Genomic DNA, 25,408 nt, shown 5'->3' on the forward strand with positions numbered 1-25,408 from the left:
AGCGCCGCCGGAGCATTGGCTGGCGACGCTTCGTTTTTCGATCGGCAGGCCGATTACTCGGGCTTGCCGTACCCGCCGCCGGTCGGCGTGATAACGGTGAAGGCTTCGCCTGCTTCCAGAACGGTCTGGTCGCAATTGCCGAGCACGTCGACGGAACCATTCTTGCGCCGCACTTCGTTGCGACCTGTCTGGCCGGTTTCGCCTCCCTCCAGACCGAAAGGCGCTACGCGGCGATGACCCGAAAGAATGGCAAATTCTAGCGTTTTCAGCGCGCGGATCGTGCGCTTGGTGCCATCACCCGCATGCCATCTGCCCTTGCCACCGGAGTCCTTTCGAATGTGGAAGTCTTCCAGCAAGACGGGGAACCGGGTTTCCAGAATTTCGGGGTCGGTCAGGCGCGAATTGGTCATATGGGTGTGCACAGCATCGGCACCGTTGAAACCGGGACCGGCAGGCGCGCCGGAACAGATGGTTTCGTAATACTGATACTCGTCATTGCCGAAGGTCAGATTGTTCATGGTGCCCTGCGCCGCGGCCATCGCCTTGGTCGCACCGAACAGGCAGTTGGTGACGGCTTGACTGACCTCGACATTGCCTGCCACAACCGCCGCCGGATATTGCGGTGAGAGCATTGAGCCTTCCGGTACGATGATCCTGATCGGTCGCAAGCAGCCCGCATTCATCGGGATATCACCTTCGACCAGCACGCGGAAGACATAAAGCACAGCCGCGCGGGTGACGGGTTCCGGTGCGTTGAAATTGTCGGAACGCTGTTCCGACGTGCCAGTGAAATCGACTGTTGCTTCGCGCTTGTCCTTGTCGATGGTGACGCGAACTTCGATCTGGCAACCCTGGTCCATTTCGTAGGTGAAATGGCCGTCCGGCAGCTTGTCGAGCACTCGGCGCACGCTTTCGGCGGCATTGTCCTGAACATGACCCATATAGGCTTTCACGACATCCTCGCCAAAAAGACTGATCATCTTTTTCAGTTCCGCCACGCCCTTTTCGTTGGCGGCGATCTGTGCTTTCAGGTCATTGACGTTCTGCGTCAGGTTGCGGACGGGGTAGGTGGCTCCGGTCAGAAGAGCGGTGAGCGCCTCCTCGCGGAATGTGCCGCGATCCACCAGCTTGAAATTGTCAATATAGACGCCTTCCTGCTCGATATTGACCGCAAGCGGCGACATGGAGCCCGGCGCAATGCCGCCAATATCCGCATGGTGTCCACGGCTTGCGACCCAGAAGCGGATTTCACGATTCTCGTCATCGAAAACCGGCGTGCAGACGGTGAGGTCGGGCAGATGGGTGCCGCCATTATAAGGCGCGTTGATGAGGAATACATCGCCCGGCTTGATGTTGCTGTTTTCGCGGATGGCGGTGGCGACCGATGCATCCATGGAACCCAGATGCACCGGCATATGAGGCGCATTGGCAACGAGATTGCCGGCGGCGTCGAAAACCGCGCAGGAAAAGTCGAGACGTTCCTTGATATTCACCGAATAGGCGGTGTTCTGGAGTGTCACACCCATCTGCTCGGCAATGGACATGAAGAGATTGTTGAAAATCTCCAGCATGACCGGATCAGCTTCGGTGCCGATGGCCGTGCGCACGGGCAGCGCTTTGATGCGCGTCAGTACCACATGGTCATGGGCGGTCAGGCGCGCCTGCCAGCCATCTTCGATGACGATGGTCTGGTTTTTCTCAATGATGATCGCTGGGCCGGTAACGGTCTGGCCGCGCTGCATCTGCTCGCGCAAGACGACGCCCGCATCGTGTAGTTCGCCTTGCGAAAAGAAGCTGGTCCGCTTGGCCGTTACGGCTTCCAGATCACTGTCGAGCGATTGGGCGCTTTCAGTTTCGCCTGCGCCACCGCCAACGGCTTCAACTTCCACAGCATCGATAACGAGAGCCTTGTTTTCCGCAATGAAGCCAAAGCGACGCTTATGGGCTGCTTCGAACTCGGCACGAAGACGGTCGGCATTGTCCTCTGAGGTGAAGGTGGCTTCAATGGAGAGCACCGTGTCGGTGCCCGCATAGCGGATATGCGCGCGCAGGTGACGCTGTACGGCGGCGACCTCGATACCTTGGGTCAGAAGTTCGGCAACACATTCCTGCGCCAGTTCTTCACCCAGTTTCTTCAGGGCTGCGGGCGCTGCCGGATCGAGCGCGACGCCGAGCGCCTTTTGACGGGTGGCGCGAATATCGGCCAGACCCATGCCATAGGCGGAAAGCAGGCCGGACATTGGATGCAGGAGAATATTCTTCATGCCGAGCGCATCGGCCACGAGGCAGGCGTGCTGACCGCCCGCGCCGCCGAAACAGTTGAGCGCATAGCGCGTCACGTCATAGCCGCGCTGCACCGAGATTTTCTTGATCGCCTCGACCATATTGGCAACCGCAATGCGGATGAAGCCGTCGGCAACTGCTTCCGGCGAACGGCCATCGCCAATCTCGGCTGCGAGCGCGGTGAAGAGTTCGCGCACCCGCTCCACATCGAGCGGCTGGTTCTGGTCGGGACCGAAAATCGCCGGGAAAAATTCCGGCAAAAGCTTACCGAGCATGACATTGGCGTCGGTAACAGCAAGGGGGCCGCCATTGCGATAGCAGGCCGGGCCGGGATTTGCGCCTGCCGAATCCGGACCGACGCGGAAGCGCCCGGCATCGTAATGCAGGATGGAGCCGCCGCCTGCTGCAACCGTGTGGATCAGCATCATTGGTGCGCGTACGCGAACACCGGCCACTTCAGTTTCGAAGGCACGTTCATATTCACTATCAAAATGCGCGACGTCCGTAGAGGTGCCGCCCATGTCGAAGCCGATGACTTTCAGGAAGCCAGCCGTTTCGCCGGTACGGGCGAGGCCGACGACACCGCCTGCCGGGCCGGACAGGATCGCATCCTTGCCCTGAAACAGATCGGCTGCCGTGAGACCGCCGGATGACATCATGAACATGACGCGCGCGCCGGTACGCTCGACATCCAGCTCATTGGATACCTGCGCAACATAACGGCGAAGAACAGGCGACAGATAGGCATCAACGACGGTGGTGTCACCGCGCCCGACCAGCTTGATCAGTGGGGAAACCTCGTGGCTGACGGAGACCTGTTCAAAGTCGAGACCACGCGCAATGCGAGCAATTTCAGCCTCATGCGCGGGAAATTTATAAGCATGCATGAGGGTGATAGCGACGGACTTGTAGCCCTGCTCCTTCAATGCAACCAGTGCTGCTTCGGCCTCGGAGGGATCGAGCGCCGTTTCAACTGTGCCGTCTGCCTGAACGCGTTCGTTCAGCTCGACCACTTTTTCATAAAGCGCTTCCGGCTTGATGATCTCGGTCGCGAAGATGTTCTTGCGTTCCTGATAGCCAATGCGCAACGCGTCGCGAAAGCCCTTGGTGGTGACAAGAGCCAACCGTTCGCCCTTGCGCTCCAGAAGCGCATTTGTCGCGACCGTCGTGCCCATGCGAACTTCCCCGATGATACCGGCGGGAACCGGTTCGCCGGTCTGCAAACCGAGATGCAGGCGAATGCCGTGAACGGCGGCATCCTTATAGGCAGACGAGTTTTCGGAGAGAACCTTGCGTGCATGGAGCTGGCCCTGCGGATCCCGCCCGATGACGTCCGTAAACGTACCGCCGCGGTCGATCCAGAAGTCCCATACTCCGCGTCCCGTTCCGCTCATTGCTGGCTCCCTCACACAAAATTCCAGATGCATTGAGTTGTGTATTCTGAAATTGATAGTCACATTTTATTGACAAAATGTCGATAAGATGGTGACATAAAATTCACATAAAAACGGGAGCGTCGAAATGGGTAAAGATAAGGCTTTTGAGGAAAAGCCTGAGACCGAAGACGAAATGCAGGAGGCTGGCTTTGACGAAGTCGCGCTGCCTAAACATTTGCGCCCGGTTGCCTCTATAGGCCCCATTGTCTCGTCCGCGCACCTAGCGGAAGGCGGGTCGCCAGGCATGTCCGAGGTTGAATATGGCCTCATTCTCGCATCGCATGCGTTTTCGCGCTGGATGGTTCGCTGCATGGCGGCGGCGGGATTGCCGGGGCTTTCTCCCATTGAAGTGCTGATTCTCCATTCGATCCGTCATCGTGATCGCGAGAAGAAACTTGCCGATATCTGCCTCGTTCTTGACATTGAAGACACGCATATTGCCACCTATGCCATCCGCAAGCTTGAAAATGCCGGCTTGCTGACGACCGGCAAGGCGGCAAAGGAAAAGACGGTGAAGATCACCGGCAAGGGCGCCGATGCCTGCGCGCGCTATGCGCAGATTCGCGAGCGTCTTCTGGTGGATTCTACCGCCAATGCGCGCCCGTCGGAAGAAACGCTTTCCGAAGTGGCTGCCCTTTTGCGCTTCATGTCCGGCGCATTCAATCAGGCCACGCGGTCTGCCATCACACTTTAAGAGGGTTGAAAGTTTGAGCGGAACCGAGTTGAGCGAACCAGTTTCAAAACCTCTGCTGACCATCGATGGCCTCAGTGTCGAATTTGGCGCGAGCCGCGTCGTTGACGATCTGAGTTTCTCGGTGCGTCCCGGTCGCACGCTGGCTGTGGTGGGAGAATCTGGTTCGGGCAAGTCCATTACGTCGCTTTCCATCATGCGGCTTGCCGATATGAGCGGCGCGAAATTCCCGTCCGGCCGCATTCTGTTCGGCGACCGCGATCTGCTCAAGGCAGATCAGAAGACAATGCGGGGCATTCGCGGCAAGGAGATCGCCATGATCTTCCAGGAGCCGATGACGTCGCTCAATCCGGTCTTCACCATCGGCAACCAGCTATCCGAAGTGTTGATGCTGCATGAGGGCATGACCCAGCAGGCGGCGCTTGCCGAGGGGAAGCGACTTCTCGAAATGGTGCGGCTGCCGGATGCGGAAGGGCTGCTGAAGCGCTATCCGCATCAGCTTTCCGGCGGTATGCGCCAGCGCGTCATGATCGCCATGGCGCTTGCCTGCCGTCCGAAACTGCTGATCGCCGATGAGCCCACGACTGCGCTCGATGTGACCATTCAGGCTCAGATACTGCACATTATCAGAGATTTGCAGCAAGAGCTTGAAATGGCGGTGATTTTCATAACGCATGATATGGGCGTGGTGGCGGAAATGGCCGACGATGTGGTCGTCATGTGGAAGGGCAGGAAGGTCGAGGAAGGTCCGGTCGGGCAGATTTTCTCGAAGTCGGAACATGCCTATACCAAGACGCTGCTGTCGGCAGTGCCGAAGCTTGGCAGCATGACGGGCGAAGCCTTTCCGAAGCGAATGCCGGTCATGACCATGCGCGACGGTGTGCCTGTTCTGACGGGTGAGGAGTGCATTCAGGATACGGCACGCTATGGCGACAAGCCGTTGCTTTCCGTGGACGATCTCTATGTGCGCTTTCCGATCAAGAAGAACCTGTTCGGCAAGGTCACCCATGTCTGCAACGCTGTGTCGAAGGTCGCATTCGATATTTATCCGGGCGAGACGCTGGCGCTGGTCGGTGAATCCGGTTCCGGCAAATCGACCATTGGGCGCACCATCCAGCAATTGCAGACGCCGCTTTCCGGCGATATCCGTTTCAACGGCAAAGCCTATTCGGCCATGAGCGCTGCCGAGCGTTATGCCATGCGCCGCGAAGTGCAGTATATTTTCCAGGACCCGTTCGCATCGCTCGATCCGCGCAAGACGGTTGGCTTTTCCATTGCAGAACCCATTCGCACGCATGGCCTTCTCGATAATGACAAGGCAATCAATGCACGTGTGGCGGAGTTGCTGGAGCGGGTTGGTCTCGGCCCGGAACACGCCAAGCGTTATCCGCACGAATTTTCCGGCGGCCAGCGCCAGCGCGTCTGCATCGCGCGAGCGCTTGCCTCCAAGCCGAAGCTCATCATCGCCGATGAAGCCCTATCGGCGCTTGATGTTTCGATTCAGGCGCAGGTCATCAACCTGTTCATGGATCTGCAGAAAGAGCAGGACCTCGCTTATCTCTTCATCAGCCATGACATGGCGGTGGTAGAGAAGATGAGCCATCGCGTCGCAGTTCTTTATCTCGGCCAGATCATGGAACTCGGGTCGCGACAGCAGGTTTTCGAAACACCGTCGCATGACTACACGAAGCGACTTCTTTCGGCGGTGCCGATTGCCGATCCGTCAGCGCGCACCAACCGGCCTGCGCTGGAAGGCGAAATTCCAAGTACGACGCGCCGGATCGATGACAAGCCGCCGATCTATCGCCATCGCGAGGTCGCAGCCGGGCATTTTGTGGCCGAAACCGCCTGACACATAAAATTCAACAGAAACCCAAAGGGGAAAAACAATGATAAGGAAGACACTTAAAGCCGTTCTCATGGCTTCCGCTCTCTCAGCGGCAGTGTTTGCATCTGCTCCGGCTTTCGCTGCCGGAAAGCTGACCGTTTCGTCGCCGCAGGACCCGGGTAGCTGGGATCCGATCGACACTTTCCTCGTCAACTGGGCTTCTGTCGCCACCAATATTTTCGACGGTCTCGTCTATCGCGGACCAGATCTCAAGATCGTTCCGGCGCTCGCCACCTCATGGGAAGAGATGGATGAAGGCAAGCGTATCCGCTTCCATCTGCGTGAGAATGTGAAGTTCCAGAACGGTGAGCCGTTCAATGCGGAATCCGTCAAGTTCACCTTTGATCGCTTGCTCGGTGACGAGGGCGCGAAAGGCCCGCAGCGTTCGAATTATATCGCCATCGAAAAGGTAGAAGTCATCGACGACAAGACGGTCGATTTCCATCTGAAGGCACCGGACCCGGTCCTCATCACCAAGCTGGCCGGTTATGGCGGCATGATCGTTCCGCCGAAATATATTCAGGAAAAGGGCGACGATTACTTCAACACCCATCCGGTCGGCACCGGACCGTTCAAATTCGTGTCCTATGAGCCGAAGGTAAACATCAAGCTTGAGGCTTTTGCTGATCATTGGGGCGGCGCGCCAAAGCTCTCCGAACTCGAATATCGCTTCATCACCGAGCCTTCAACCGCTGTTGCTGAACTTCAGGCCGGTCGCGTCGATCTGGTCATTCCGCCGACCATTCCGATTGGAATGATCCCGACCATTCAGAGCGATCCGAAGCTGGAGCTCGTCACCGCCTCGGGGCCGACAGTCTATGCCCTGCGCTTCAACACGGCTGACGGCATCACCAAGGACGAGCGCGTACGCAAGGCGCTGACGATGGCGGTTGACCGCGATGCGATCATCCAATCCATTCTGGCAGGTCAGGCAGAGCCGATTGCAAGTTTCCAGGGTTCGCTTTCCTTCGGCTTCGACCCGAACATGAAGCCGCTGCCTTACGATCCAGAAGGCGCAAAGAAGCTGCTCGAAGAAGCGGGCGTTCAGCCCGGCGCAAACGTGCAGATCGACGTGCGCGGTCAGGATGCAAGCTTCAATGAAGTGGCGCAGGCTATCGCAAGCTTCCTGCAAATGGTCGGCGTCAATGCAACCATCAAGCCTTATGACACCAATGTTCTGCTGAACGATATCATCCCGCAGGGCAAGACCGGCGCGATGTTCCAGCAGGCCTGGGGCGGCTGGACTTTCGACTACGATAACACCGCCTATTCCATGTACCATTCCGGTGAGAAGTGGAACCCGTACGACAAGGACGAAAAGCTCGACAAGATGCTGGAAGCGCAGCGCTCGGTTATTGATCGCGGCGAACGTGAAAAGCTCCTGCAGGAAATCGCGCATTATGCTGCCGACCGTGCACTGGAAATGCCGCTCTACAACCTCAAGGCAATCTTCGGCGTCAACAAGCGCGTGAAGAACTTCGTGCCGGTTCCAGACAGCCGTCTGCGCCTGACAGATGTCACTGTCGAGTAAGCAAGAATGACAATACGGCAAGCCGGATATGACCGGCTTGCCGCAGCATTTCGGAGGCGCACTGGTGGCCGGATTTCTGATCAAACGAATTTTGCAGGCGTTGTTCGTGCTTGTCGCGATGACGCTGCTTGTCGCTTTCGCGGTCCGCCTGACAGGCGATCCGGCATTGATGCTGACGCAGGGTGCTGGCAGCATCACCGAAGCCGATCTCGCACGTATCCGCGAAGGTCTCGGTCTCAATCAGCCCTTCTTCGTTCAATACTGGCAGTTCCTCAAGGGACTGTTCACAATGGATCTGGGGCGCAGTTTCCTTGGTGGCACGCCGGTTTCCACGCTCGTCGCTGGCGCTCTGCCCGCCACGCTGATGCTGGCTTTCGCCTCGCTGTTCGTTTCCATCGTTATTTCCGTCCCGCTTGGCATCAAGGCCGCCGTGTCTCGCGGAAAATGGGCCGATCAGCTCATCCGCATCTGCTCGCTGGTGGGCCTGTCCTTCCCGAATTTCTGGCTGGCGACCATGCTGGTTCTGCTGTTCGGCATCTCGCTGCAATGGCTGCCGCCAAGCGGCATGAGCGGCATTGCAAGCTTCATCATGCCAGCGCTCACCATGGGCATCATCCTGACCGCAACCAATGTCCGCCTTGTGCGCACGGCCATGCTGGAGACGCTGCAATCGCAATATATCATGGTGGCGCGCGCCAAGGGTTTGAGTGAAAACAAGGTGCTCTACAAGCATGCGCTGCGCAATTGCGCCATTCCGCTGATTACCTATCTCGGCCTTCAGTTTGGCGGTCTGCTCGGCGGCATCGTCGTGGTGGAGCGTGTGTTTAACTGGCCAGGCATGGGCACGCTGGCCTTCGATGCCGTTGCCGGGCGCGATTATCCTGTTCTGCAGGCAACCATCGCGATCCTTTCCATGCTGATCATCGGCGTCAATCTTCTCGTGGACATCGCCTATGGCCTTGTCGATCCGCGTATCCGCACGGAGTAGGACCCATGGCAACCAAAACCTCATCCGTTCTGTTTTCGCGTTTTGCGAGCCTCGAATTCATTGTCGGCGTCGTGCTGACCGGCTGCATCTGTCTGGCGGTGATTTTCTCAGGCTATCTTTTTCCCGGAGGCGCCAACAAGATCGATCTTCTAGCGCGCCTGACGCCACCTTTCGTCAATCCGGCCCATGTTTTCGGCACCGACCCGCTGGGCCGCGACGTGCTGGCGCGTGTCGTTACCGGCGGCAAGATTTCGTTGTTTGTCGGTTTCGTTTCGGTGATCGGCTCCGTGGTCATCGGCACCATCATGGGTCTCGTCGCGGGCTATTATCGTGGCTTTTGGGACATGGCGCTGATGCGTTTTGTCGATGTACAGCTTGCCATGCCGTTTATCCTGCTCGCCATCACCGTCATGGCCATTCTGGGCGGCGGTCTGTTCAACACCATCATTTTGCTGATCGTCTCGCAAAGCGTCCAATATGCGCGACTGGTGCGCGGCTCGGTGCTCTCACTGCGCGAGCGCGAATTCATCCTGTCGGCCCGCGCCATCGGCGTGAAGGACTGGCGCATCGTCTTCCAGCACCTGCTGCCGAACCTGCTCGGTCCGGTGATTGTGTTGATGACGCTCAATGTGGCCAACAATATCCTGCTGGAATCGAGCCTGACATTCCTCGGCCTCGGCGTCGATCCGACTATTCCAAGCTGGGGCGGTATGCTGGCCGACGGGCGCACCTATCTCCAGACTGCATGGTGGGTGAGCATTTTCCCGGGCCTTGCCATTCTCTTCACCGTGCTTGGCCTCAATCTTCTTGGCGACTGGCTGCGTGACAGCCTCGACCCAACCGGCAGGACTTCCCGATGAGCGTGCTTTTTGAGAAAACCTATCCGCGCACCGTTCATGCGCTCGTCGAACGCTTTCTAAAACCGAAAATGCGTGGCGCGCAGGTGGAAGCATGGCTGTTTGATGATCAGCCGAGCCGCTTTGCTGCGGAAACGAAGTTGCGCGAGGCCGGCGTCGAAGCGCGGCTGCGTTCGGCTTACAAACCGCTCCTGCATTTCTTTCTGGAAGAAGTCGATGGCTCGGCGGTGAAGTCGGTTGCGATCCGTTATCCTCGTCATGATGCCTGTGTGCAGAACCGCTTCCTGCTCGAGACCTATCCTTTATCCGCGCTGCTGCCGGAGGTTGAGGTGACTTTTACAGCGTTGGGCCAAGACGATTTTCATTATGAAGTCGATCTGGTCTTTGCGGATGGCCATAGCGAGAGCCATCGGGTTTTCGCTCCCAACCGCGTGCATGTGGATTTCATCGGCGAAACGCTTGTGTCGCCAACCGGCTGGCTGACGGTCACGCAGGAGGGCAAGACTGAAAGCGCACGCTATGAGACATCTTATGAAAAGCTCTTTCATGACACGGTCTCGACCATCGCCGCCCATGACTGGAAGCGCGGTGAACCCTATTTCGATGAACTGAACATCGCGGTCAGTTTGCCGATCACCGATCGCCGCCTGCCTTACGATGAGGAGACGCTGAGCCTCACCGAAGCCATGCACGAAGATATCTATTTCTCGCTGCTCGAGGTTTTCCAGAAAAAGTCGGGTCGCCCGGTCGGCGACCGTGGCTTGCAACCGGGGCAGATCGTGCCGGAAGTCCGTTTCCGCGATGCCGAACCGTCGGTCAAAGTGGAAACGCGACCGCTTTCCACCGATGATGCATTGACGGCGGAGCAGGTTCTGGAGACGGCGCAAGCGCCGCTTTCCGCCGATCAGATCCACCGTGAAATCGCCAGACTGGGCGGCGAGCCACTTGAGGCGAAAACCCGTTCTGGCAGAACGGTGCGCGCGACGTATCGCAACGGGAGCGATGCCGCGATGATGATCAGCGCCGGCCAGCATGCAAATGAAACGACGGGTGTTGTCGGGGCGTTGCGCGCGGCCAACCGGCTTGCGACGCGCGAAGGCGCGCATTTCACGATCTCCCCGCAGGAAAACCCGGACGGATACGAAATACACAAGCGGCTTTGCGCGCTTCAGCCGCATCACATGCATCATGCTGCCCGCTATACGGCGCTGGGTGATGATCTGGAGTATCGCAGCGGCGAGGGACTTTACGAAAAGGCCATTCGCATCGAGGCGGAAGAGCGGACCGACGCGAAACTGCACGTCAACCTGCACGGTTACCCGTCGCACGAATGGACGCGTCCGCTATCCGGTTATGTGCCGCGTTCCTTTGCCATGTGGACGCTGCCGAAGGGCTTTTTCCTGATTATTCGCCACCATGCTTCCTGGGAGAAGGAAGCAGAAGAACTGATCGACCGCGTAACGAAACATCTGGCCGCCATTGATGGGCTGGTTGCCTATAACGACGCGCAGATCAGGCTTTTCGAGCAACATGCAGGCGAAACGGGCTTTCGCATCATCAACGGGTTTCCGTGCCTTGTCGGTGTCGATGATCGTCATACGGTGCCATTGACGCTCATCACCGAATATCCGGATGAGACGATCTATGGCGATGCTTTCGTCAAGGGACATACCGCACAAATGGAAACCGTTCTGGCATCTTATGATGCTTTGCAGGCACTGTTTCCCGCTAATGCTGTCGCTTAAAGGTAATAAACACCAATACGTTTGCCGCCGATGATTTCGACGGCAATCTCCATTTCGTAAATGTCACCGAGAATTTCCGGATGGATGAGCTCAGCCGGACTTCCCTGCTGGACGACCTTGCCGTGGCGCATGGCAACGATATGGTCGGAATAGCACGACGCGAAATTGATATCGTGCAGAACCAGAACGACAGTTTTTCCAAGTTCGTCTGCAGCTCGCCGCAACAGCTTCATCATTGAGGCGGAATGCTTCATGTCAAGATTGTTGAGCGGTTCGTCCAGCAGCACATAATCCGTGTCCTGGCAGAGCACCATTGCCACGAAGGCACGCTGGCGCTGTCCGCCGGAGAGCTCATCCAGAAAACGTCCACTCAGATCGCCAAGGCCAAGATAGCCGATGGCCTGTTCGACATGTTTGCGATCATCGTTGTTCGGTCGGCCTTTGGAATAGGGATAACGACCGAAGGTTACGAGATCATACACGGTCAGGCGGGAGTTAATCGCGTTTTCCTGCCGCAGTATCGAGAGCCGCTTTGCTAACACATCACCGGATGTCGTTGAAACGTCGAGCCCGTCTATGGTCACGCGCCCTTTGTCCATCGGCAGGAGACGGCTCACCATCGAGAGTAGCGTCGATTTCCCCGCTCCGTTCGGCCCGATGATCGAGGTTATGCCACAAGCAGGCAGTTTCAGGGTTACATCATCGACGACAAGTGTGCCGTTGTAGGATTTGCTGACCTGGCTGATTTCTATCAACGCGCGTGCCCCCTGACGAGAAGGATGATGAAGACAAGGCCACCCAGAAACTCAATGATGACACTCAGTGCGGTATTGAAGGAGAAGATGCGTTCAAGAATGGTTTGACCGCCGACAATGCAGAGGATCGCGAGCAACACCGCCACCGGCAGGATAAACCTGTGTTTTGCCGAACCGGCAATCATGTAGGCCAGATTGGCGACCAGAAGACCAAAAAAGGTTATAGGCCCTACCAAGGCGGTAGACACGGAAACCAGCACGGTGACGACGAACAGGATCTTGCGCACGATGGGCTGATGATCGACACCCAGATTGATTGCCGGATCTCGCCCGAGAGATAGGACATCAAAAACGTATATGAAGCGCAGACCATACAGCGAAACCGCAGCGACAATGACCGCCGATATGATCAGAATGTCGCTATTGATGGTGTTGAAACTGGCGAAGAAGCGGTCTTGAAGGACAGCGAAAAGATTTGGATCAAGCATCCGCTGCATCAGGTTGGAAATGCTGCGGAAAAAGACACCGCAGACAATACCGACGAGCATTACGAGATGCAGGCTACGCGCCGCTCCCGAGAAAAGCCAGTAATAGAGCGTACCGGCAAAAACCACAATGATGGCGGTTTCAGCTAGAAACCGAATATTTGGCCCAAGCCAGTCGATATGAACGGCACCAAAGAAGAAAACCACCAACGTCTGGATCAGGATATAGAGCGCATCGAACCCCATGATTGATGGGGTCAGGATGCGGTTGTTCGTGACCGTCTGGAACAATACTGTTGAGACAGCAACTGAATATGCAACCAATATCATGGCTGCAAGCTTGGTGCCGCGAAAGGACAGGATGAACGACCAGCTTCCCTTTGCGCCGATTGTCATTAATGCCGTCACTGCAAGCAAAGTGAGTACGCACAGCAGCGGAAGGATCAGGGTAGGACGTTTAAGCAAGGCGCGAACCTCGCCGCAACAGCAGATAGAGGAATATTGCACTTCCTACGACTCCCATCATGGTGCCGATAGGAATTTCGTACGGGAAACGAACCAACCGCCCGACGATGTCACACGCAAGAACAAGTCCGGCGCCGAGTACCGCAACCCATGGCACAGCCTGCCGCATATTGTCTCCGATGAACATGCTGACGACGTTCGGGACGATAAGACCGAGGAAAGGTATCATACCAACGGTCACAACGACCGATGCGCTGACCATCGAAACAATAACGAGGCCGAGCGTAACCACACGGCGGTAATTGAGGCCAAGATTGGTTGTAAAATCCTCACCCAGTCCCGCGACCGTGAAGCGGTCGGCTGCAATGTAGGCGATTACAGTCAGGAAGAATGCAAGCCACAAGAGTTCGTAGCGCCCGCGGAGGACGCCTGAAAAATCTCCTGTCGTCCAGGAATTGAGCGATTGCAGCAGATCGAAGCGGTAAGCAATGAAAGTGGTTATCGCACTGATGACGCCACCGAGCATGATGCCGACCAATGGCACCACAAGAACGGACCGCAATGGAATTGCGCGAAGAATGCGAAGGAACAGAGTAGTTCCGGCAAGGGCTGTAACAGAAGCAACCAGCATTTTGCCGATTACGGGCGTTTCCGGTGCAAACAATATGACCAGAAGAATGCCGAGACTGGCAGATTCAACGGTGCCAGCCGTGGACGGTTCAACGAAACGGTTGCGCGTCAGCATCTGCATAATCATGCCCGCAACAGCCATCGACGTACCAGCCAGAACAATTGCGAGAGTTCGTGGAATGCGGCTGATGAGCAGAACTTCGGTTGCACGATTGGTACTTCCGGCTCCGAAAAGTGTGCCCAGCGACACATCGCTGACGCCGATAAACAGGCTGATAACAGCCAGCACGGCAACAACGGCTATGGCTGCTGCAAGTCCCTTCACGCTCATTTCCTGTTCTGTTGCCTGATCGCGAATTCGGGCCACCGATTGTGATAGGTGACCCGACCCGATTGGGTTTGGGAAGCTGTTATTTTGCCTTGTCGAAAGCCTGGGAAAGCTGGTCGATGGTGCTGTGAAGCGCGCCGAGACCGCCGCCGATCAGGTACCAGTTCTGAGCGTTCAGATAGACAAGCTGATCCTTTTTCCAGGCATTGGTCTGGCGCACGAGTTCGTTGTCGAGAACCTGTTTGGCTGAATTGCCTTCACGACCAATGGCGGCATCGCGGTCGATGACAAACAGCCAGTCGGGATTGGTTTCGAGGATGAATTCCGAGCTGACGGGCTGGCCATGATTGCCGATTGAAAGATCGGGTGCTGCAGGCTTGACCCCGAAGCTGTCATGCAGAACGCCGAAGCGCGATCCTGGGCCGTAAGCACTAATCTTACCGCCGGAGGTGAGGATCAGAAGGCCAGTCCCTTTGCTGGCAGCCTTTTCCTTCAATGCAGCAAGTGCTGCATCAAGCGTGTCAGCTTCTTCCTTCGCTTCTACTTCCTTTTCGAAAATCTGGCCAAGCTTTTCGACATTGGCTTCCGTATCGGCGATGAAATTCTTCGCATTGGTCGTCAGATCAACGGTGGGAGCGATCTTCGATAGCTCAGCATATTTTGAGGCTGAGCGCCCTCCTACGATGATAAGATCCGGCTCCGCCGCATTAACTGCTTCATAGTCAGGTTCGAACAATGTGCCGATCTTTACATAATCGTCGCCCTGATATTTCTTCAGATACTCGGGAAACGAAATGCCACTGGGCACGCCGGTCACCTTCACGCCGAGGCGATCAAGATTATCGAGGGTGCCGAGATCGAAAACCAGAACCTTTGCCGGTGAGGCTGGAACTGCTGTCTCACCCTGAGCATGCTTGATTTTTAGATCAGCAGCATTTGCAGTGGCAGCGATGCCCAGCGCCATGATGGCGGCGCCACACAAGCGTGTAACCTGTTGAGCGATATTCAGCATGGTGTTCGATCCTTTCATCAATCCTGTGCTTTATAGTCAAGTATCTTCTCCGTCAAAGACGGAGAAACAGAATTCAGTTGTTTTTTGCCTTGGGGTTTTGTCCGAGCAGGATAAAATTGAGGCTGTCTGCTACCGTCAACGGTATCATGGAGCCATGACTCTCATCCTCGAAACGGTGAAAGACTGCGTCTATTTGCGGAAGTTTGGAAAGCTCTTTGAATATATCCGAACCGGAAGGTCCGCCGCGCAGTTTCTTCAGTCGATCGTCGTCCTGCTTCGTTTGACCGGGACGGGTGCCGCGCTTGCCGGAGGTCTCTATGAGCAAGCGGATCGGGTAAGGTGCATTCTTGAAAACCGAGATGAAATGATCTTTGTCTGTCAGAATTGAGCGATCATTCCACCAGATCGATGGGTCTGCCGCGCTGTAACTCTGGAAAGAATCTGTATGGTTGAACAGGGCATAAAGCGTGAACAGTCCACCTAGCGAGTGACCAAACAAGGCCTGTCGTTTTTTATCGATGTCGAAACGCTTTTCGATTTCATGCTTTACTTGATTGTCGATGAAATCGAAGAATGCATCCCGTCCTCCGGTCTTCGGCACATTGAAGTGAACCGGCATCAGATCATCAGGCGTGGGAGGCGTAAGATCGAAATATCTCAGGCGAACAATTTCGTCCTGATTATCGGTCGGATAGCCGATGCCGACAAAAATAGCCTTCAAGGCCGGGTTTTCAGCCATGTGTTTTGCCGCAATCGGCAACATGCGATTGCCGTCGACCATGTATATGACAGGATAACCGCTTTCAGGTGCGGCCTCTTTCGGCGCAGCAGTGAATATACGATAGGCGATGCCGTTGGCTTCCACATCAAAAAACGAGGTGACAGGCTCGGCAGCCTGCACGGTGGAAGCTGTAAGTATCCCTGCCATCATCAGGCACACCTTTTTTAGGGTATTCGTCAGTACGCTCATATGAGCATCCATTCATGGAAAAGACGCCCGCCATTGCTGGCAGGCGTCTTGTTGTTGCAATCTTAGAAGCGGGAGGTCATGCCGACCCAGAGGCGGCGCCCCTCAACGACGTTGTTGAGTTCGTCGACGGTCGTCTTTTTATCGAAGATATTATAGACGGCTGCATTGAGGGTTACGTTTTCGCTGAAATCATACGAACCGCCGATGTCGAATGTCGCATAAGCCTTGTATTTGCGCGCAATAACGTCGCCCTTGTCATTGTAGGCATAGGGTTCACCTACGGTGCCAATGCGCAGTCCTGCGTTGATTTCCTCGCCATGGTAGTTCCCTGAAGCCCAGGCCTTCAGTCCCTCTACCGGGGTCATCCAGTCGGCGCGGATGCTTGCCATATGCTTCGGTGTACGAGCCAGCGGCAACCCGGCGTATTCACCGGTCTTTTGCTCGGAATCCGTATAGGTATAGCTGGCACGAATGTTGAGGGTGGAAGTAGCTTCCCATTCACCGGTCAGTTCCACGCCCTGCAAAACAGCTTCATCAATGTTGTAGCTGTAATAGAGAATATAGTTTGGATCCTGATCCCAGCGGCGCGGCTCACCGGTTACCGGATCGTACTGAATGTTGCTGGCGATCTTGTCGGTGAACTTTGTATAGAAATAGGTCGCACCCAGGCGAAGACCTTCCTGGTTGTCCCAAAGAGCGCTGGCTTCATAGCTGGTGCTCTTTTCGGGTTGCAAATTAGGATCGCCAATAATCACACCGCAAGTGCCGTTCGGGCCATAGGTACAATTTCCGCCGCCGGTCGTGTAAGCATAGCCGGGCGCAATCGTCCGGATTTCAGGAGCACGGAAGCCTGTTGAAATACCCCCTTTAAGGGTTAGCTGTTCCGTCGCATGCCAAACGGCATATCCGCGTGGACTCCAATGTGATCCGTAAATCTCATGGTGGTCCATACGCAGACCGCCGGTCAAACCAAAATCTGGTGTTAGCCACCACTCGTCTTCGGCGAAGAGTGCCCACTGCTTGATGCCGAACTCTTCATCGAGCCCGGTGCGGCGGCCTGGATTCTGATCGGTCAGAACCGAATCCATGAATTGACCACCTGTTACGAGGGTATGATTGCCGTAGAGTTCGAAAGGCGTGGTGAATTTTCCGTCGAGTATGGAGTTGCGAATATGCGGCGAGCGCATTGCCTCAGCAAAGCTGCCGTTTTTCTTGTCCCATGAGAAACTGCTGCGTCGGGCCGTTTCCTGCATGAAGGAGAACTCTGAGGTCGTCGGCCCCCAGCGGCCAGTGTGACTGATCGACCAATGATCCCGGTCATTGTAGTTATAAGTATCGACTGGTGCAGTTCCTCGCGTGGGAACCGGATCGATATTGTTGCCGACAGTTGAATCACGGCGAAGGCGTGTCTTGCCGAGTTCGAGCATGATGTCGTGATCTTCATTCGGGGTGATCGTGACGCGCCCGGTGATGTCAATATCCTTCTGCTCTGGCGTTCCGTTGATGATTTTATCTTCCTGACGCTTCAGTCCGCGACCCCAGACCTGCACGCCGACGAGGTTCGGGACGAGTGGGCCTGTGATATAGTATGACCCTTGAAGCGAATTACCGAATTTTGAGTGTTGCTGCGCCGTACCGTCTACTGTGAACGAGCCGCTCCACGTGTCAGAGACTTTTTTGGTGATGATATTGATGACGCCGCCCATCGCGTCCGATCCGTAGAGCGAAGACATTGGGCCACGAATAACTTCAATACGTTCAATCGCGTTTGCCGGCGGCAGGAAGCTCTGTTCAAAACCCGAGTTTCCATTGGTACGTGCATCACGCGTGCTCTGGCGCTTTCCGTCGACGAGCAGAAGAGTATAAGAACCGGGGAGGCCGCGAATGAATATGTCGCGCTCGGCAGCCGAACCAGTGACAGCTACACCCTGCACATCTTTCAATGCGTCGGTCAGATCGCGATAAGCGCCCTTTTCCAACTCTTCACCGGGAACGACGGTGATGCTTGCTGGAGCATCGGTGATGTTCTGCTCGAACCCTGTCGCCGTGACGACGATCTGGTTGAGCTTGACGGCACCGTCAGCGGTTGTTTCGATGCCCGCTTCTGTCGCAGATGACTTTTTCTTCTTGGCACCAGCTTCGTCTGAAGTTGCTTCTTCTGCAGTGTTGGCTACCGTTTGCGCAATGGCAGTCGTTTCGCTCAGAAGTAGTGCTGTGGAAAGGCAGGTCCCTGCAAGGATCGCCCGATAAATGAGCGATTTGCTGGCCAAACGCCTGTCTTGTGTACCGTTGGCCCACAATCCCCGAAACAAGCTGGTCATTTTCGTCACCGTTTAAAGTTGAGTTTTCAAGTCTCCTTATGTATGGCAACAAGGTGACGTCAATCGTCATGTTTTATAAGCATTCCAAATTTCAAAAACCGCAAACGAACGGGCGATAGAGTGATGTCGGGCAAGCAAGCGAAAACCCAGCAACAAACGGAGAAAGGTGAGAATGAAAGTCTTCGTTTGGGGCAATTGCGCCTGCTGATCGCGCTTGATGCACTTCTTGTGGAAGGCAGTGTTGGCGGTGCTGCCAAGCAGATGGGATTGAGCATTGCAGCCATGAGCCGGTTGCTTGGTCAGATTCGCGAGAAGTTCAATGATCCCATTCTGGTTCGTTCTGGCCGAAACATGGTTGCAACCCCAAAAGCAGAGGCGTTGCGTGGACGGCTGCGGCGGTTGGCGAGCGAAGCTGAAACGCTATTGAGTTTGGATCTTACTGAATTGCCGAAATCGAACTGCACTGGGCATCACGGGTGGAAACGAAGCGCCATTATAGCACCGCCGCCGCTTGGTATCCGCAAGGTTGTCGAGCTCGAAAATCATCCAACACCGGAACAGCTTGCCGCACAGTTCGCGAATATTCAGGGCGAGAACGACCCGGTCAGGAGACTTGCAAAATATATTGCAGTGATAGGGCGAAAGGTCGGGCACACCCGTCCGCTCGAAATGTCCGAAGCCGAAGACGCATTCACGATGATTTTTACAGGCAATGCCGATCCGATGCAGATCAGTGCATTGCTCCGGCTTATTCATTATCGCGGAGAAACCGCTCCCGAACTTGCTGGCATGGTGCGTGCGGCGAGACGAATTTATTCGTTCGACCCGGGATTGAATATACCGGCCCTGGATTGGCCAGCCTATCTGTCGCCCAATTCCATGCAGTCACCCTGGTTCATGCTTTCGGCCCTGTTGGTCGCCCGGGCCGGCTATCCGGTCGCCATGCATGGCAACTGCGGTATAGGTGAAATCTCGGGCAAACTTGAGATAGCGGCTGAAGCTATCAATCTGCCGATTGCAACGTCCCATTCCTTGGCTGAAAGTGCTTTGAGAGCGCATGGTATCTGTTTCATGCCGATGGCCGGCTTTGCGCCTCAGATTCACGCGCTGATGGCGCTTTACCCTTTATTCGAGTCACGTTCATCGATGAACAGCCTTGTTCATCTTCTCAATCCGATGAGTCTCAAGGCATCATTTCTGGGTGTTACTCAACCTACATATCGTGAATTGCATCGCGATGCGGGTGCGCTTCTTGGTATATCGTCGATCTCCGTAGTTTCAACCAGTCGTGATGTTGCCGAGCTGGTTCCGCACCGAACGCATACGATCCACAGGCTTCTCGCCGGCCGTGAAACGGATTTGTTGCTCCCAATTCTTTCCAGAGAGAGCAGTGACAAGCATTCAAACTTCAGTTCATTCGAATATTGGTATGGTGTCTGGTCCGGTGCGGCCGTGGACAAACGTGCAGAAAATACGATCGTCGCGACGGCAGCCATGGCGATGATGACGGTGGCGTCTGCGGATAATGAAAGCTATGCGCAGTTCTTTGAGAAAGCGGAAGAGCTCTGGCGCAATCGTCACGGTCGGGCGGCGGTGTGAATCAGAGGTGATTGCGATTGCGGAATGTAAAACTGTTTACGATCTGCAAAATTTGAAAAAAGCTTTCTCACGCTCGCTCGACGATGGCAAGTCTATGCTTTGTCTACTAATTTTATAGGCTTTATCTTTCTCCCCGTAAATTCGATTGAAAGAGGGGAGCACCGGTGGCTAATCCGATATTCGGCGCGGCGGGAACGTCGATTTTCGAGGCGATGTCGCGGCTTGCTGTCGAGCGTGGAGCCATCAATCTGGGGCAGGGGTTCCCAGAAGGCTTTGAACCTTCTGAACTTCTTGAAGCGGCTGCTCGTGCTCTTCGTGAAACCTCGCAACAATATCCACCCATGATGGGCCTGCCGGTTCTTCGTCAGGCTGTCGCAGAAAACGCCAGACGGTTTCTCGGTCTCGACGTTGACTGGGAAAAAGAGGTTCTGGTGACCTCCGGAGCGACCGAAGCTCTCGCCGATACGTTTCTGGCACATCTGGATACGGGCGACGAGGCCATCCTGTTCGAGCCGGTTTACGATGCGTATTCAACGCTTATCCAGCGCGCTGGCGGGAAAGTGGTGCCGGTGCGGTTGAGGCCACCTCATTGGGAACTACCGCGTGAGGAGCTGGTAAACGCGATTTCTCCCCGCACCAAACTCATTGTCGTCAATACGCCGATGAACCCAATTGGCAAGATATTCGATCTGGATGAATTGGACTTTCTCGCTGAACTCGCGGTCAAGCATGATCTCGTGATCGTTTCGGATGAGGTATACGAACATCTCGTCTTCGATGGTCGCCCGTTTCATTCTATGTTCGGTGTTGAGAAAGTCCGCGACCGTGTCGTGCGAATTGGCTCTGCTGGAAAGAGCTTTTCATTGACAGGATGGAAGGTCGGCTATGTGACAGCTTCCGCGAAGCTTCTAGCACCGATTGCTCGCGCTCATCAGTATGTCACTTTCACCACGCCGCTGGCGTTGCAGTCGGCGATTGCCGTTGGGCTTTCGTTACCTGATAACTACTTCGCCGACCTTAGGGCAACGCTGGCATCGCGGCGGGATTTGCTGGTTGGAGGGCTGAAATCCGCCGGGTTTGAAGTCGCCAGTGCGCCAGCCACCTATTTCGCCGTGGCCCACATACGGCAGCTTGACCACGGCGACGATGATCTCGATTTTTGCCGACGGCTGACACATGAAGCAGGTGTAACTCCTGTCCCGGTCTCATCTTTTTACGGTGCGCGTGATGTACGCAGCCATGTGCGTTTCTGTTTCGCCAAACGTGAAGAAACGCTGCGCGACGCCGTTTCACTACTGGCCAAGTGGAACAACAAACGGAATTGGCGTGCTGCGTCTTAGGCGTCTTTCGATATCACTACAGGGAAATCAGTATGCATTCAGTTTCATTCTTGCGCAGTGCTGTTTCAGCAGCCCTCCTTTCCGTATTCGCAGCTTCCCCTTCATTAGCGGAAAAAATCCGTTTTGGCGTGACGTCCGGGCCGCATGCAGAGATCGCCGAGGCGCTTGCACCTGTCGCCAAAACAAAAGGGCTTGATATCGAGATTGTTGAGTTTTCCGATGGTGCGCTGATTGATCCAGCCACGAATGACGGCGACCTGGATGCCAATGGCTTTCAGCATACGCCTTATTTCGATCAACCAAAGATCGAGGTCTCAACCTCGTTGCCGTTGGTGGGCGCACTGTGTTGCTACCGATGGCTGGTTACTCACGCAAGTACAAATCTCTTGCTGAACTGCCCGAGGGTGCGCAAATTTCAATCCCCAACGATCCCAGTAATGCGGGTCGCGCCTTGAAGCTTCTCGAAGCAGGCGGCATTATCAAGCTGACGCCGGGTGTGACTTTCAACGCAACTGAACTCGATATCGTAGATAATCCGAAGAAGGTCAAAATCATTCCGATGGAAACAGCCCAGCTTCCGCGGTCGCTGGAAGATGTGGATTTTTCCGTCATTACTTCACATTTCGCGCTGAGTGCCGGGCTGGTTCCGACCCGTGATGCGATCCTGATCGAAGACCAGTTATCCGATTATTTCTGCCTGCTTGCCGTCGCGGAAAAGAACAAGGATGCACCCTGGGTCAAGACGCTGGTCGAAGCCTATAAGTCTCCTGACGTCAAAGCCTTCATCGAGAAGAAATTCGATGGCAACATTATAGCGGGTTGGTGAGATGAATCTGTTCGTGCGCAGCGAATCTGTGTCGAAAGCAGTACCGGACGAAACGGGTCCGGTTCCGCCAATTATCGAAATATGCTCGCTGACAAAGATCTATGATGAGACCGCTGGTCCGGTGATTGATGACGTCTCGCTCAAAATCACGAGAGGAACCATTCACGGCATCATTGGTCGTTCAGGTGCCGGAAAAAGTACGCTCGTGCGCTGCCTCAATGGCCTTGTGCGTCCAAACAGCGGAGAGGTCTTTGTCTCGGGACGTGAGATCACAACGCTGCGTCAAGACGAATTACGACGGGTTCGTCGTGAAGTATCAATGATATTTCAGCATTTTAGTCTGCTGTCTTCACGAACTGCTTTTGGCAACATAGCACTGCCACTGGAGCTCGCAGGCGTTGATCGCAGCACTATAAGAACCCGAGTGAACGATCTACTGGATCTGGTGGGCCTCAAGGAAAAGGCTGATGCTTATCCATCAGAATTATCAGGTGGCCAGAAACAACGCGTGGGTATCGCAAGAGCATTGGCCCTGGAGCCGAGCGTCTTGTTGTCGGATGAGGCGACATCGGCGCTTGATCCGGAAACCACGGAGCAAATTCTTTCGCTATTGAAGGATATCAATCGGCGGCTGGGGCTGACGATTGTACTCATTACGCATGAAATGGATGTCGTGCGCCAGATCGCAGACCATGTGACGGTTCTTGATGGCGGCAAGGTTGTTGAAAGCGGGGGGACCTTCGACGTCTTCGCCTTTCCGCGGTCCGCTATCGCCCGGTCGTTTTTGGCAAGTATCGTTGCCCACGATTTGCCGTCGGAAGTATCGCAGCGGCTGCTTCGGGAACCGATTGCTGGGTCAGACCCCGTTCTCCGCATCATTTTCTCCGGCGAAGCCGCGCACGCACCGGTTGTTGCAACGTTGGTACAGCGCTTTGGTATCAATCCGAACATACTGCATGGACGCATAGACTATATTGCTGGGCAACCTTTGGGCATCATGACACTCGTTGCTGAGGGGGCTCCGGCCAATCTTGCGGACGTCCTCAGCTATCTTTCTTCACTTAATCTTCATGGAGAGGTCATCGGTCATGTTGTCCGATCTGTTTCCACCGGCGCTCGTTGGGCTGTTGCTTGAAGCGCTGAAGCAGACGACCACTATGGTGGCTGCATCTGCCATCCTGTCCACATTGATAGGTCTGCCGCTGGGTGTTGCGCTGGTCGTGACCAGCCCGGGCCAGTTTCTTGAGAGACCGGTCTTCAATCGCGTGGCGGGGACCGTTGTCAATCTGGTTCGATCCACACCATTCATCATTCTGATGGTGGCGATCATTCCATTGACGCGGCTGATCGCCGGAACCACCGTTGGCACCTATGCGGCCATAGTTCCGCTAACAGCGGCAATCACCCCACTCTATGCACGACTCGCCGAAACAGCGATGCGTGAAGTGGACCAAAGCTTGGTCGAGGCTGCCGAAAGCATGGGCGCATCGCCAATTCAGATCATTTTCAAAGTGCTTTTGCCTGAGGCACTCCCCGGTATCATCGCCGGGCAAACGGTTACTCTTGTCAGCCTTGTCGGGTATTCGGCGATGGCTGGAACCGTTGGCGGCGGCGGTCTGGGTGATCTGGGAATTCGCTTCGGTTATCAGCGATTCATGCCGGAAGTCATGGTTGCTGTCGTCATCATTCTGGTTGCTATCGTGCAGTCCATCCAGATCACGGGCGACTATGCCGCTCGTCTCGTCAATCACCGCGTGGCACGCAGCCGTCGCTCGCGCTGAGAGTTTTTCAGGAGGTTTCAATGACTATACACACCACCCCAATCAATCTGCCTTTGCTCGACTTGTCGCGTTTCAATGGAACTGCCGAAGAGCGTAGCAATTTTATTGAAGAGTTACGCCGCACGCTTCATGACCATGGCTTTTTCTATCTTACAGGGCATGGTGTCGACCCAAAGCTCGTGGAAGATGTGGTTGCGACGGCAAAGAAGTTTTTCGCACTTCCAGCGGAAGAAAAACTCAAGATAGAAATGGTAAAATCGTCGCATTTTCGCGGCTATAACCGTGCTGGGTTTGAACGTACGCGCGGTCAGCAGGATTGGCGCGAGCAGCTTGATATCAACACTGAATCGGAACCGGCTGCGATCGGTGCCGATAGCCCGGCATGGAAGCGTCTGATTGGTCCAAACCAATGGCCGGAAGCATTGCCCGAACTCAAGCCGTTGCTGCTCGCCTATCAGGCCGAAGTAACGCGCGTCGGTATCGATATTCTGAAAGCAATCGCTGCCTCTCTTGGGCAACCGGAAGATTTTTTCGCCCAGATCTACGAGCCGCATCCATCCCAGCTATTGAAGATTATCCGGTACCCGGGGCGTGATGTAGCGGAAAGTGAGCAGGGAGTGGGAGCCCACAAGGACGGCGGTTTCGTCACCGTGCTGCTGCAAGATGTCGTCCCCGGTCTGCGCGTCCAGCAGGAAGATGGCGAGTGGATTGACGCACCTCCGGTTCCCGGCACGTTTGTCGTCAATACGGGGGAACTGCTCGAGCTTGCCACCAATGGATTTGTGCGTGCGGATGTGCATGGTGTCGTCGCTCCCCCGGCTGGCGTGGAACGCTTCTCTGTCGCCTTCTTTCTTGGTGCCCGATACGATGCAACGATCCCGGTGATAGACTTACCGGATGAGTTGAAGACCAAGGAACGCGGCGTAACTGTTGATGCGCTGAACCCGATCTTCCGTGAAGTCGGTGCAAACAATCTCAAAAGTCGCCTCCGGTCGCATCCGGATGTTGCACGCGCCCATCATGCGGATTTGCTAACGCCTGAGCAACTGGCAGAGCGGTTACCAGGATCGGCGTATTGACGGGTTGACCGTCGTTTTTCAAGGCGTCGCGGTCATGTCGACTGGGACGCCTTTGTCCCCCATCCCTTGACGGCTAATTGCGCTGGTCTCATCAGCCGCCAAGGAACGGGCTCGGGGGTATGCCGTTAATCCAGATTTTCTGGATCGTGCGACACTCTAACGGGTGATCGCCGTTCATACTTCGCCTGTTCGCTGACATTTATAAGCTGCGATTACTGGCAGGAGAGGCGGGGCTGTCATTTTGGCGGTAGCCTTTGTCGTTTTGTGCGTTAAATTCCCACTCAACTTTGCAAAAATTTCGGCAAATTGACCGTATAGTTGTCATTTTGAACAGTTTGCCCCTCTAAATTTAACAAATCCACGGCTTGATCGTTCAAAGCAACAATGGAAATCTCCCT

At 55.4% G+C, this 25,408-nt stretch carries 18 protein-coding genes and 1 pseudogene; 12 read left to right on the plus strand and 7 right to left on the minus strand.

Going from position 1 to position 25,408, the window contains the following annotated elements; all coding sequences use genetic code 11:
- Nucleotides 1–53 precede the first annotated feature (53 nt).
- The gene (locus tag FIB18_RS01235) at nucleotides 54–3,677 is read right to left on the minus strand and encodes a hydantoinase B/oxoprolinase family protein (protein WP_140019017.1); all 3,624 of its coding nucleotides are present in this window, start codon (nucleotides 3,675–3,677) and stop codon (nucleotides 54–56) included.
- A 127-nt stretch (nucleotides 3,678–3,804) separates the two neighbouring features.
- On the opposite strand from FIB18_RS01235, the gene FIB18_RS01240 reads away from it, so the two are divergent.
- From FIB18_RS01240 to FIB18_RS01265, 6 genes are all read left to right on the plus strand, one after another.
- Entirely contained in the window at nucleotides 3,805–4,413 is a 609-nt protein-coding gene (locus FIB18_RS01240; protein ID WP_174977374.1) for a winged helix DNA-binding protein, read from the plus strand.
- Nucleotides 4,414–4,426: 13 nt separating this feature from the next.
- Nucleotides 4,427–6,262, plus strand: coding sequence for an ABC transporter ATP-binding protein (locus tag FIB18_RS01245; protein WP_140019018.1), 1,836 nt, complete (start codon nucleotides 4,427–4,429; stop codon nucleotides 6,260–6,262).
- Between the two features lie 37 nt (nucleotides 6,263–6,299).
- Nucleotides 6,300–7,829, plus strand: coding sequence for an ABC transporter substrate-binding protein (locus FIB18_RS01250; RefSeq protein ID WP_140019019.1), 1,530 nt, complete (start codon nucleotides 6,300–6,302; stop codon nucleotides 7,827–7,829).
- 64 nt (nucleotides 7,830–7,893) lie between these two features.
- Nucleotides 7,894–8,817 carry an ABC transporter permease gene (locus FIB18_RS01255; protein ID WP_071632246.1) on the plus strand — a complete coding sequence of 308 codons (924 nt, stop codon included), beginning with the start codon at nucleotides 7,894–7,896 and terminating at the stop codon, nucleotides 8,815–8,817.
- Nucleotides 8,818–8,822: 5 nt separating this feature from the next.
- Nucleotides 8,823–9,677 carry an ABC transporter permease gene (locus tag FIB18_RS01260; RefSeq protein WP_140019020.1) on the plus strand — a complete coding sequence of 285 codons (855 nt, stop codon included), beginning with the start codon at nucleotides 8,823–8,825 and terminating at the stop codon, nucleotides 9,675–9,677.
- Complete coding sequence (locus tag FIB18_RS01265; RefSeq protein WP_140019021.1) at nucleotides 9,674–11,419, plus strand: M14 family metallopeptidase; 1,746 nt, start codon at nucleotides 9,674–9,676, stop codon at nucleotides 11,417–11,419. Before FIB18_RS01260 ends, FIB18_RS01265 begins: the two co-directional genes overlap by 4 nt.
- On the opposite strand, the gene FIB18_RS01270 is transcribed toward FIB18_RS01265, so the two are convergent.
- The 6 genes from FIB18_RS01270 to FIB18_RS01295 form a co-directional block, all read right to left on the minus strand.
- Nucleotides 11,416–12,174, minus strand: coding sequence for an iron ABC transporter ATP-binding protein (locus tag FIB18_RS01270; protein ID WP_140019022.1), 759 nt, complete (start codon nucleotides 12,172–12,174; stop codon nucleotides 11,416–11,418). The two genes, FIB18_RS01265 and FIB18_RS01270, sit on opposite strands and share 4 nt — an antisense overlap.
- Complete coding sequence (locus FIB18_RS01275; protein WP_140019023.1) at nucleotides 12,171–13,124, minus strand: iron chelate uptake ABC transporter family permease subunit; 954 nt, start codon at nucleotides 13,122–13,124, stop codon at nucleotides 12,171–12,173. Before FIB18_RS01275 ends, FIB18_RS01270 begins: the two co-directional genes overlap by 4 nt.
- Nucleotides 13,117–14,079 carry an ABC transporter permease gene (locus FIB18_RS01280; protein WP_140019024.1) on the minus strand — a complete coding sequence of 321 codons (963 nt, stop codon included), beginning with the start codon at nucleotides 14,077–14,079 and terminating at the stop codon, nucleotides 13,117–13,119. The genes FIB18_RS01275 and FIB18_RS01280 overlap by 8 nt, the downstream gene beginning before the upstream one ends.
- Nucleotides 14,080–14,164: 85 nt before the next feature.
- Complete coding sequence (locus tag FIB18_RS01285; RefSeq protein ID WP_140019025.1) at nucleotides 14,165–15,112, minus strand: siderophore ABC transporter substrate-binding protein; 948 nt, start codon at nucleotides 15,110–15,112, stop codon at nucleotides 14,165–14,167.
- 55 nt (nucleotides 15,113–15,167) lie between these two features.
- Nucleotides 15,168–16,064, minus strand: a complete 897-nt coding sequence (locus FIB18_RS01290) for an alpha/beta hydrolase (protein WP_140019026.1) — start codon at nucleotides 16,062–16,064, stop codon at nucleotides 15,168–15,170.
- 62 nt (nucleotides 16,065–16,126) lie between these two features.
- Nucleotides 16,127–18,385 (minus strand): TonB-dependent receptor domain-containing protein, encoded by a 2,259-nt coding sequence (locus FIB18_RS01295; protein WP_140019027.1) that lies wholly within the window; start codon nucleotides 18,383–18,385, stop codon nucleotides 16,127–16,129.
- A gap of 123 nt (nucleotides 18,386–18,508) precedes the next feature.
- On the opposite strand from FIB18_RS01295, the gene FIB18_RS01300 reads away from it, so the two are divergent.
- From FIB18_RS01300 to FIB18_RS01325, 6 genes and pseudogenes are all read left to right on the plus strand, one after another.
- Nucleotides 18,509–19,984: a glycosyl transferase family protein gene (locus FIB18_RS01300; protein ID WP_140019028.1), complete on the plus strand. Its 1,476-nt coding sequence runs from the start codon at nucleotides 18,509–18,511 to the stop codon at nucleotides 19,982–19,984.
- Nucleotides 19,985–20,148: 164 nt separating this feature from the next.
- Nucleotides 20,149–21,324 carry an aminotransferase gene (locus tag FIB18_RS01305; protein WP_140019029.1) on the plus strand — a complete coding sequence of 392 codons (1,176 nt, stop codon included), beginning with the start codon at nucleotides 20,149–20,151 and terminating at the stop codon, nucleotides 21,322–21,324.
- A 32-nt stretch (nucleotides 21,325–21,356) separates the two neighbouring features.
- A pseudogene (locus tag FIB18_RS01310) lies at nucleotides 21,357–22,150 on the plus strand (MetQ/NlpA family ABC transporter substrate-binding protein).
- 1 nt (nucleotide 22,151) lies between these two features.
- A complete protein-coding gene (locus FIB18_RS01315) occupies nucleotides 22,152–23,285 on the plus strand; it encodes a methionine ABC transporter ATP-binding protein (protein WP_140019030.1) in 1,134 nt (377 codons plus the stop codon).
- The gene (locus tag FIB18_RS01320) at nucleotides 23,239–23,931 is read left to right on the plus strand and encodes a methionine ABC transporter permease (RefSeq protein ID WP_140019031.1); all 693 of its coding nucleotides are present in this window, start codon (nucleotides 23,239–23,241) and stop codon (nucleotides 23,929–23,931) included. Before FIB18_RS01315 ends, FIB18_RS01320 begins: the two co-directional genes overlap by 47 nt.
- A 20-nt stretch (nucleotides 23,932–23,951) precedes the next feature.
- Nucleotides 23,952–25,010 (plus strand): isopenicillin N synthase family dioxygenase, encoded by a 1,059-nt coding sequence (locus FIB18_RS01325; RefSeq protein ID WP_140019032.1) that lies wholly within the window; start codon nucleotides 23,952–23,954, stop codon nucleotides 25,008–25,010.
- Nucleotides 25,011–25,408 lie beyond the last annotated feature (398 nt).

Origin of the sequence: Brucella pecoris (genome assembly GCF_006376675.1) — a bacterium.
Taxonomy (GTDB): Bacteria; Pseudomonadota; Alphaproteobacteria; order Rhizobiales; family Rhizobiaceae; genus Brucella; species Brucella pecoris.

Coding starts and splice junctions, on each gene's coding strand:
- FIB18_RS01235 (WP_140019017.1), bottom strand. CDS start 3,677: ATGAGCGGAACGGGACGCGGAGTATGGGACTTCTGGATCGACCGCGGC.
- FIB18_RS01240 (WP_174977374.1), top strand. CDS start 3,805: ATGGGTAAAGATAAGGCTTTTGAGGAAAAGCCTGAGACCGAAGACGAA.
- FIB18_RS01250 (WP_140019019.1), top strand. CDS start 6,300: ATGATAAGGAAGACACTTAAAGCCGTTCTCATGGCTTCCGCTCTCTCA.
- FIB18_RS01260 (WP_140019020.1), top strand. CDS start 8,823: ATGGCAACCAAAACCTCATCCGTTCTGTTTTCGCGTTTTGCGAGCCTC.
- FIB18_RS01265 (WP_140019021.1), top strand. CDS start 9,674: ATGAGCGTGCTTTTTGAGAAAACCTATCCGCGCACCGTTCATGCGCTC.
- FIB18_RS01285 (WP_140019025.1), bottom strand. CDS start 15,112: ATGAAAGGATCGAACACCATGCTGAATATCGCTCAACAGGTTACACGC.
- FIB18_RS01290 (WP_140019026.1), bottom strand. CDS start 16,064: ATGAGCGTACTGACGAATACCCTAAAAAAGGTGTGCCTGATGATGGCA.
- FIB18_RS01295 (WP_140019027.1), bottom strand. CDS start 18,385: ATGACCAGCTTGTTTCGGGGATTGTGGGCCAACGGTACACAAGACAGG.
- FIB18_RS01300 (WP_140019028.1), top strand. CDS start 18,509: ATGTCGGGCAAGCAAGCGAAAACCCAGCAACAAACGGAGAAAGGTGAG.
- FIB18_RS01315 (WP_140019030.1), top strand. CDS start 22,152: ATGAATCTGTTCGTGCGCAGCGAATCTGTGTCGAAAGCAGTACCGGAC.
- FIB18_RS01320 (WP_140019031.1), top strand. CDS start 23,239: ATGTTGTCCGATCTGTTTCCACCGGCGCTCGTTGGGCTGTTGCTTGAA.
- FIB18_RS01325 (WP_140019032.1), top strand. CDS start 23,952: ATGACTATACACACCACCCCAATCAATCTGCCTTTGCTCGACTTGTCG.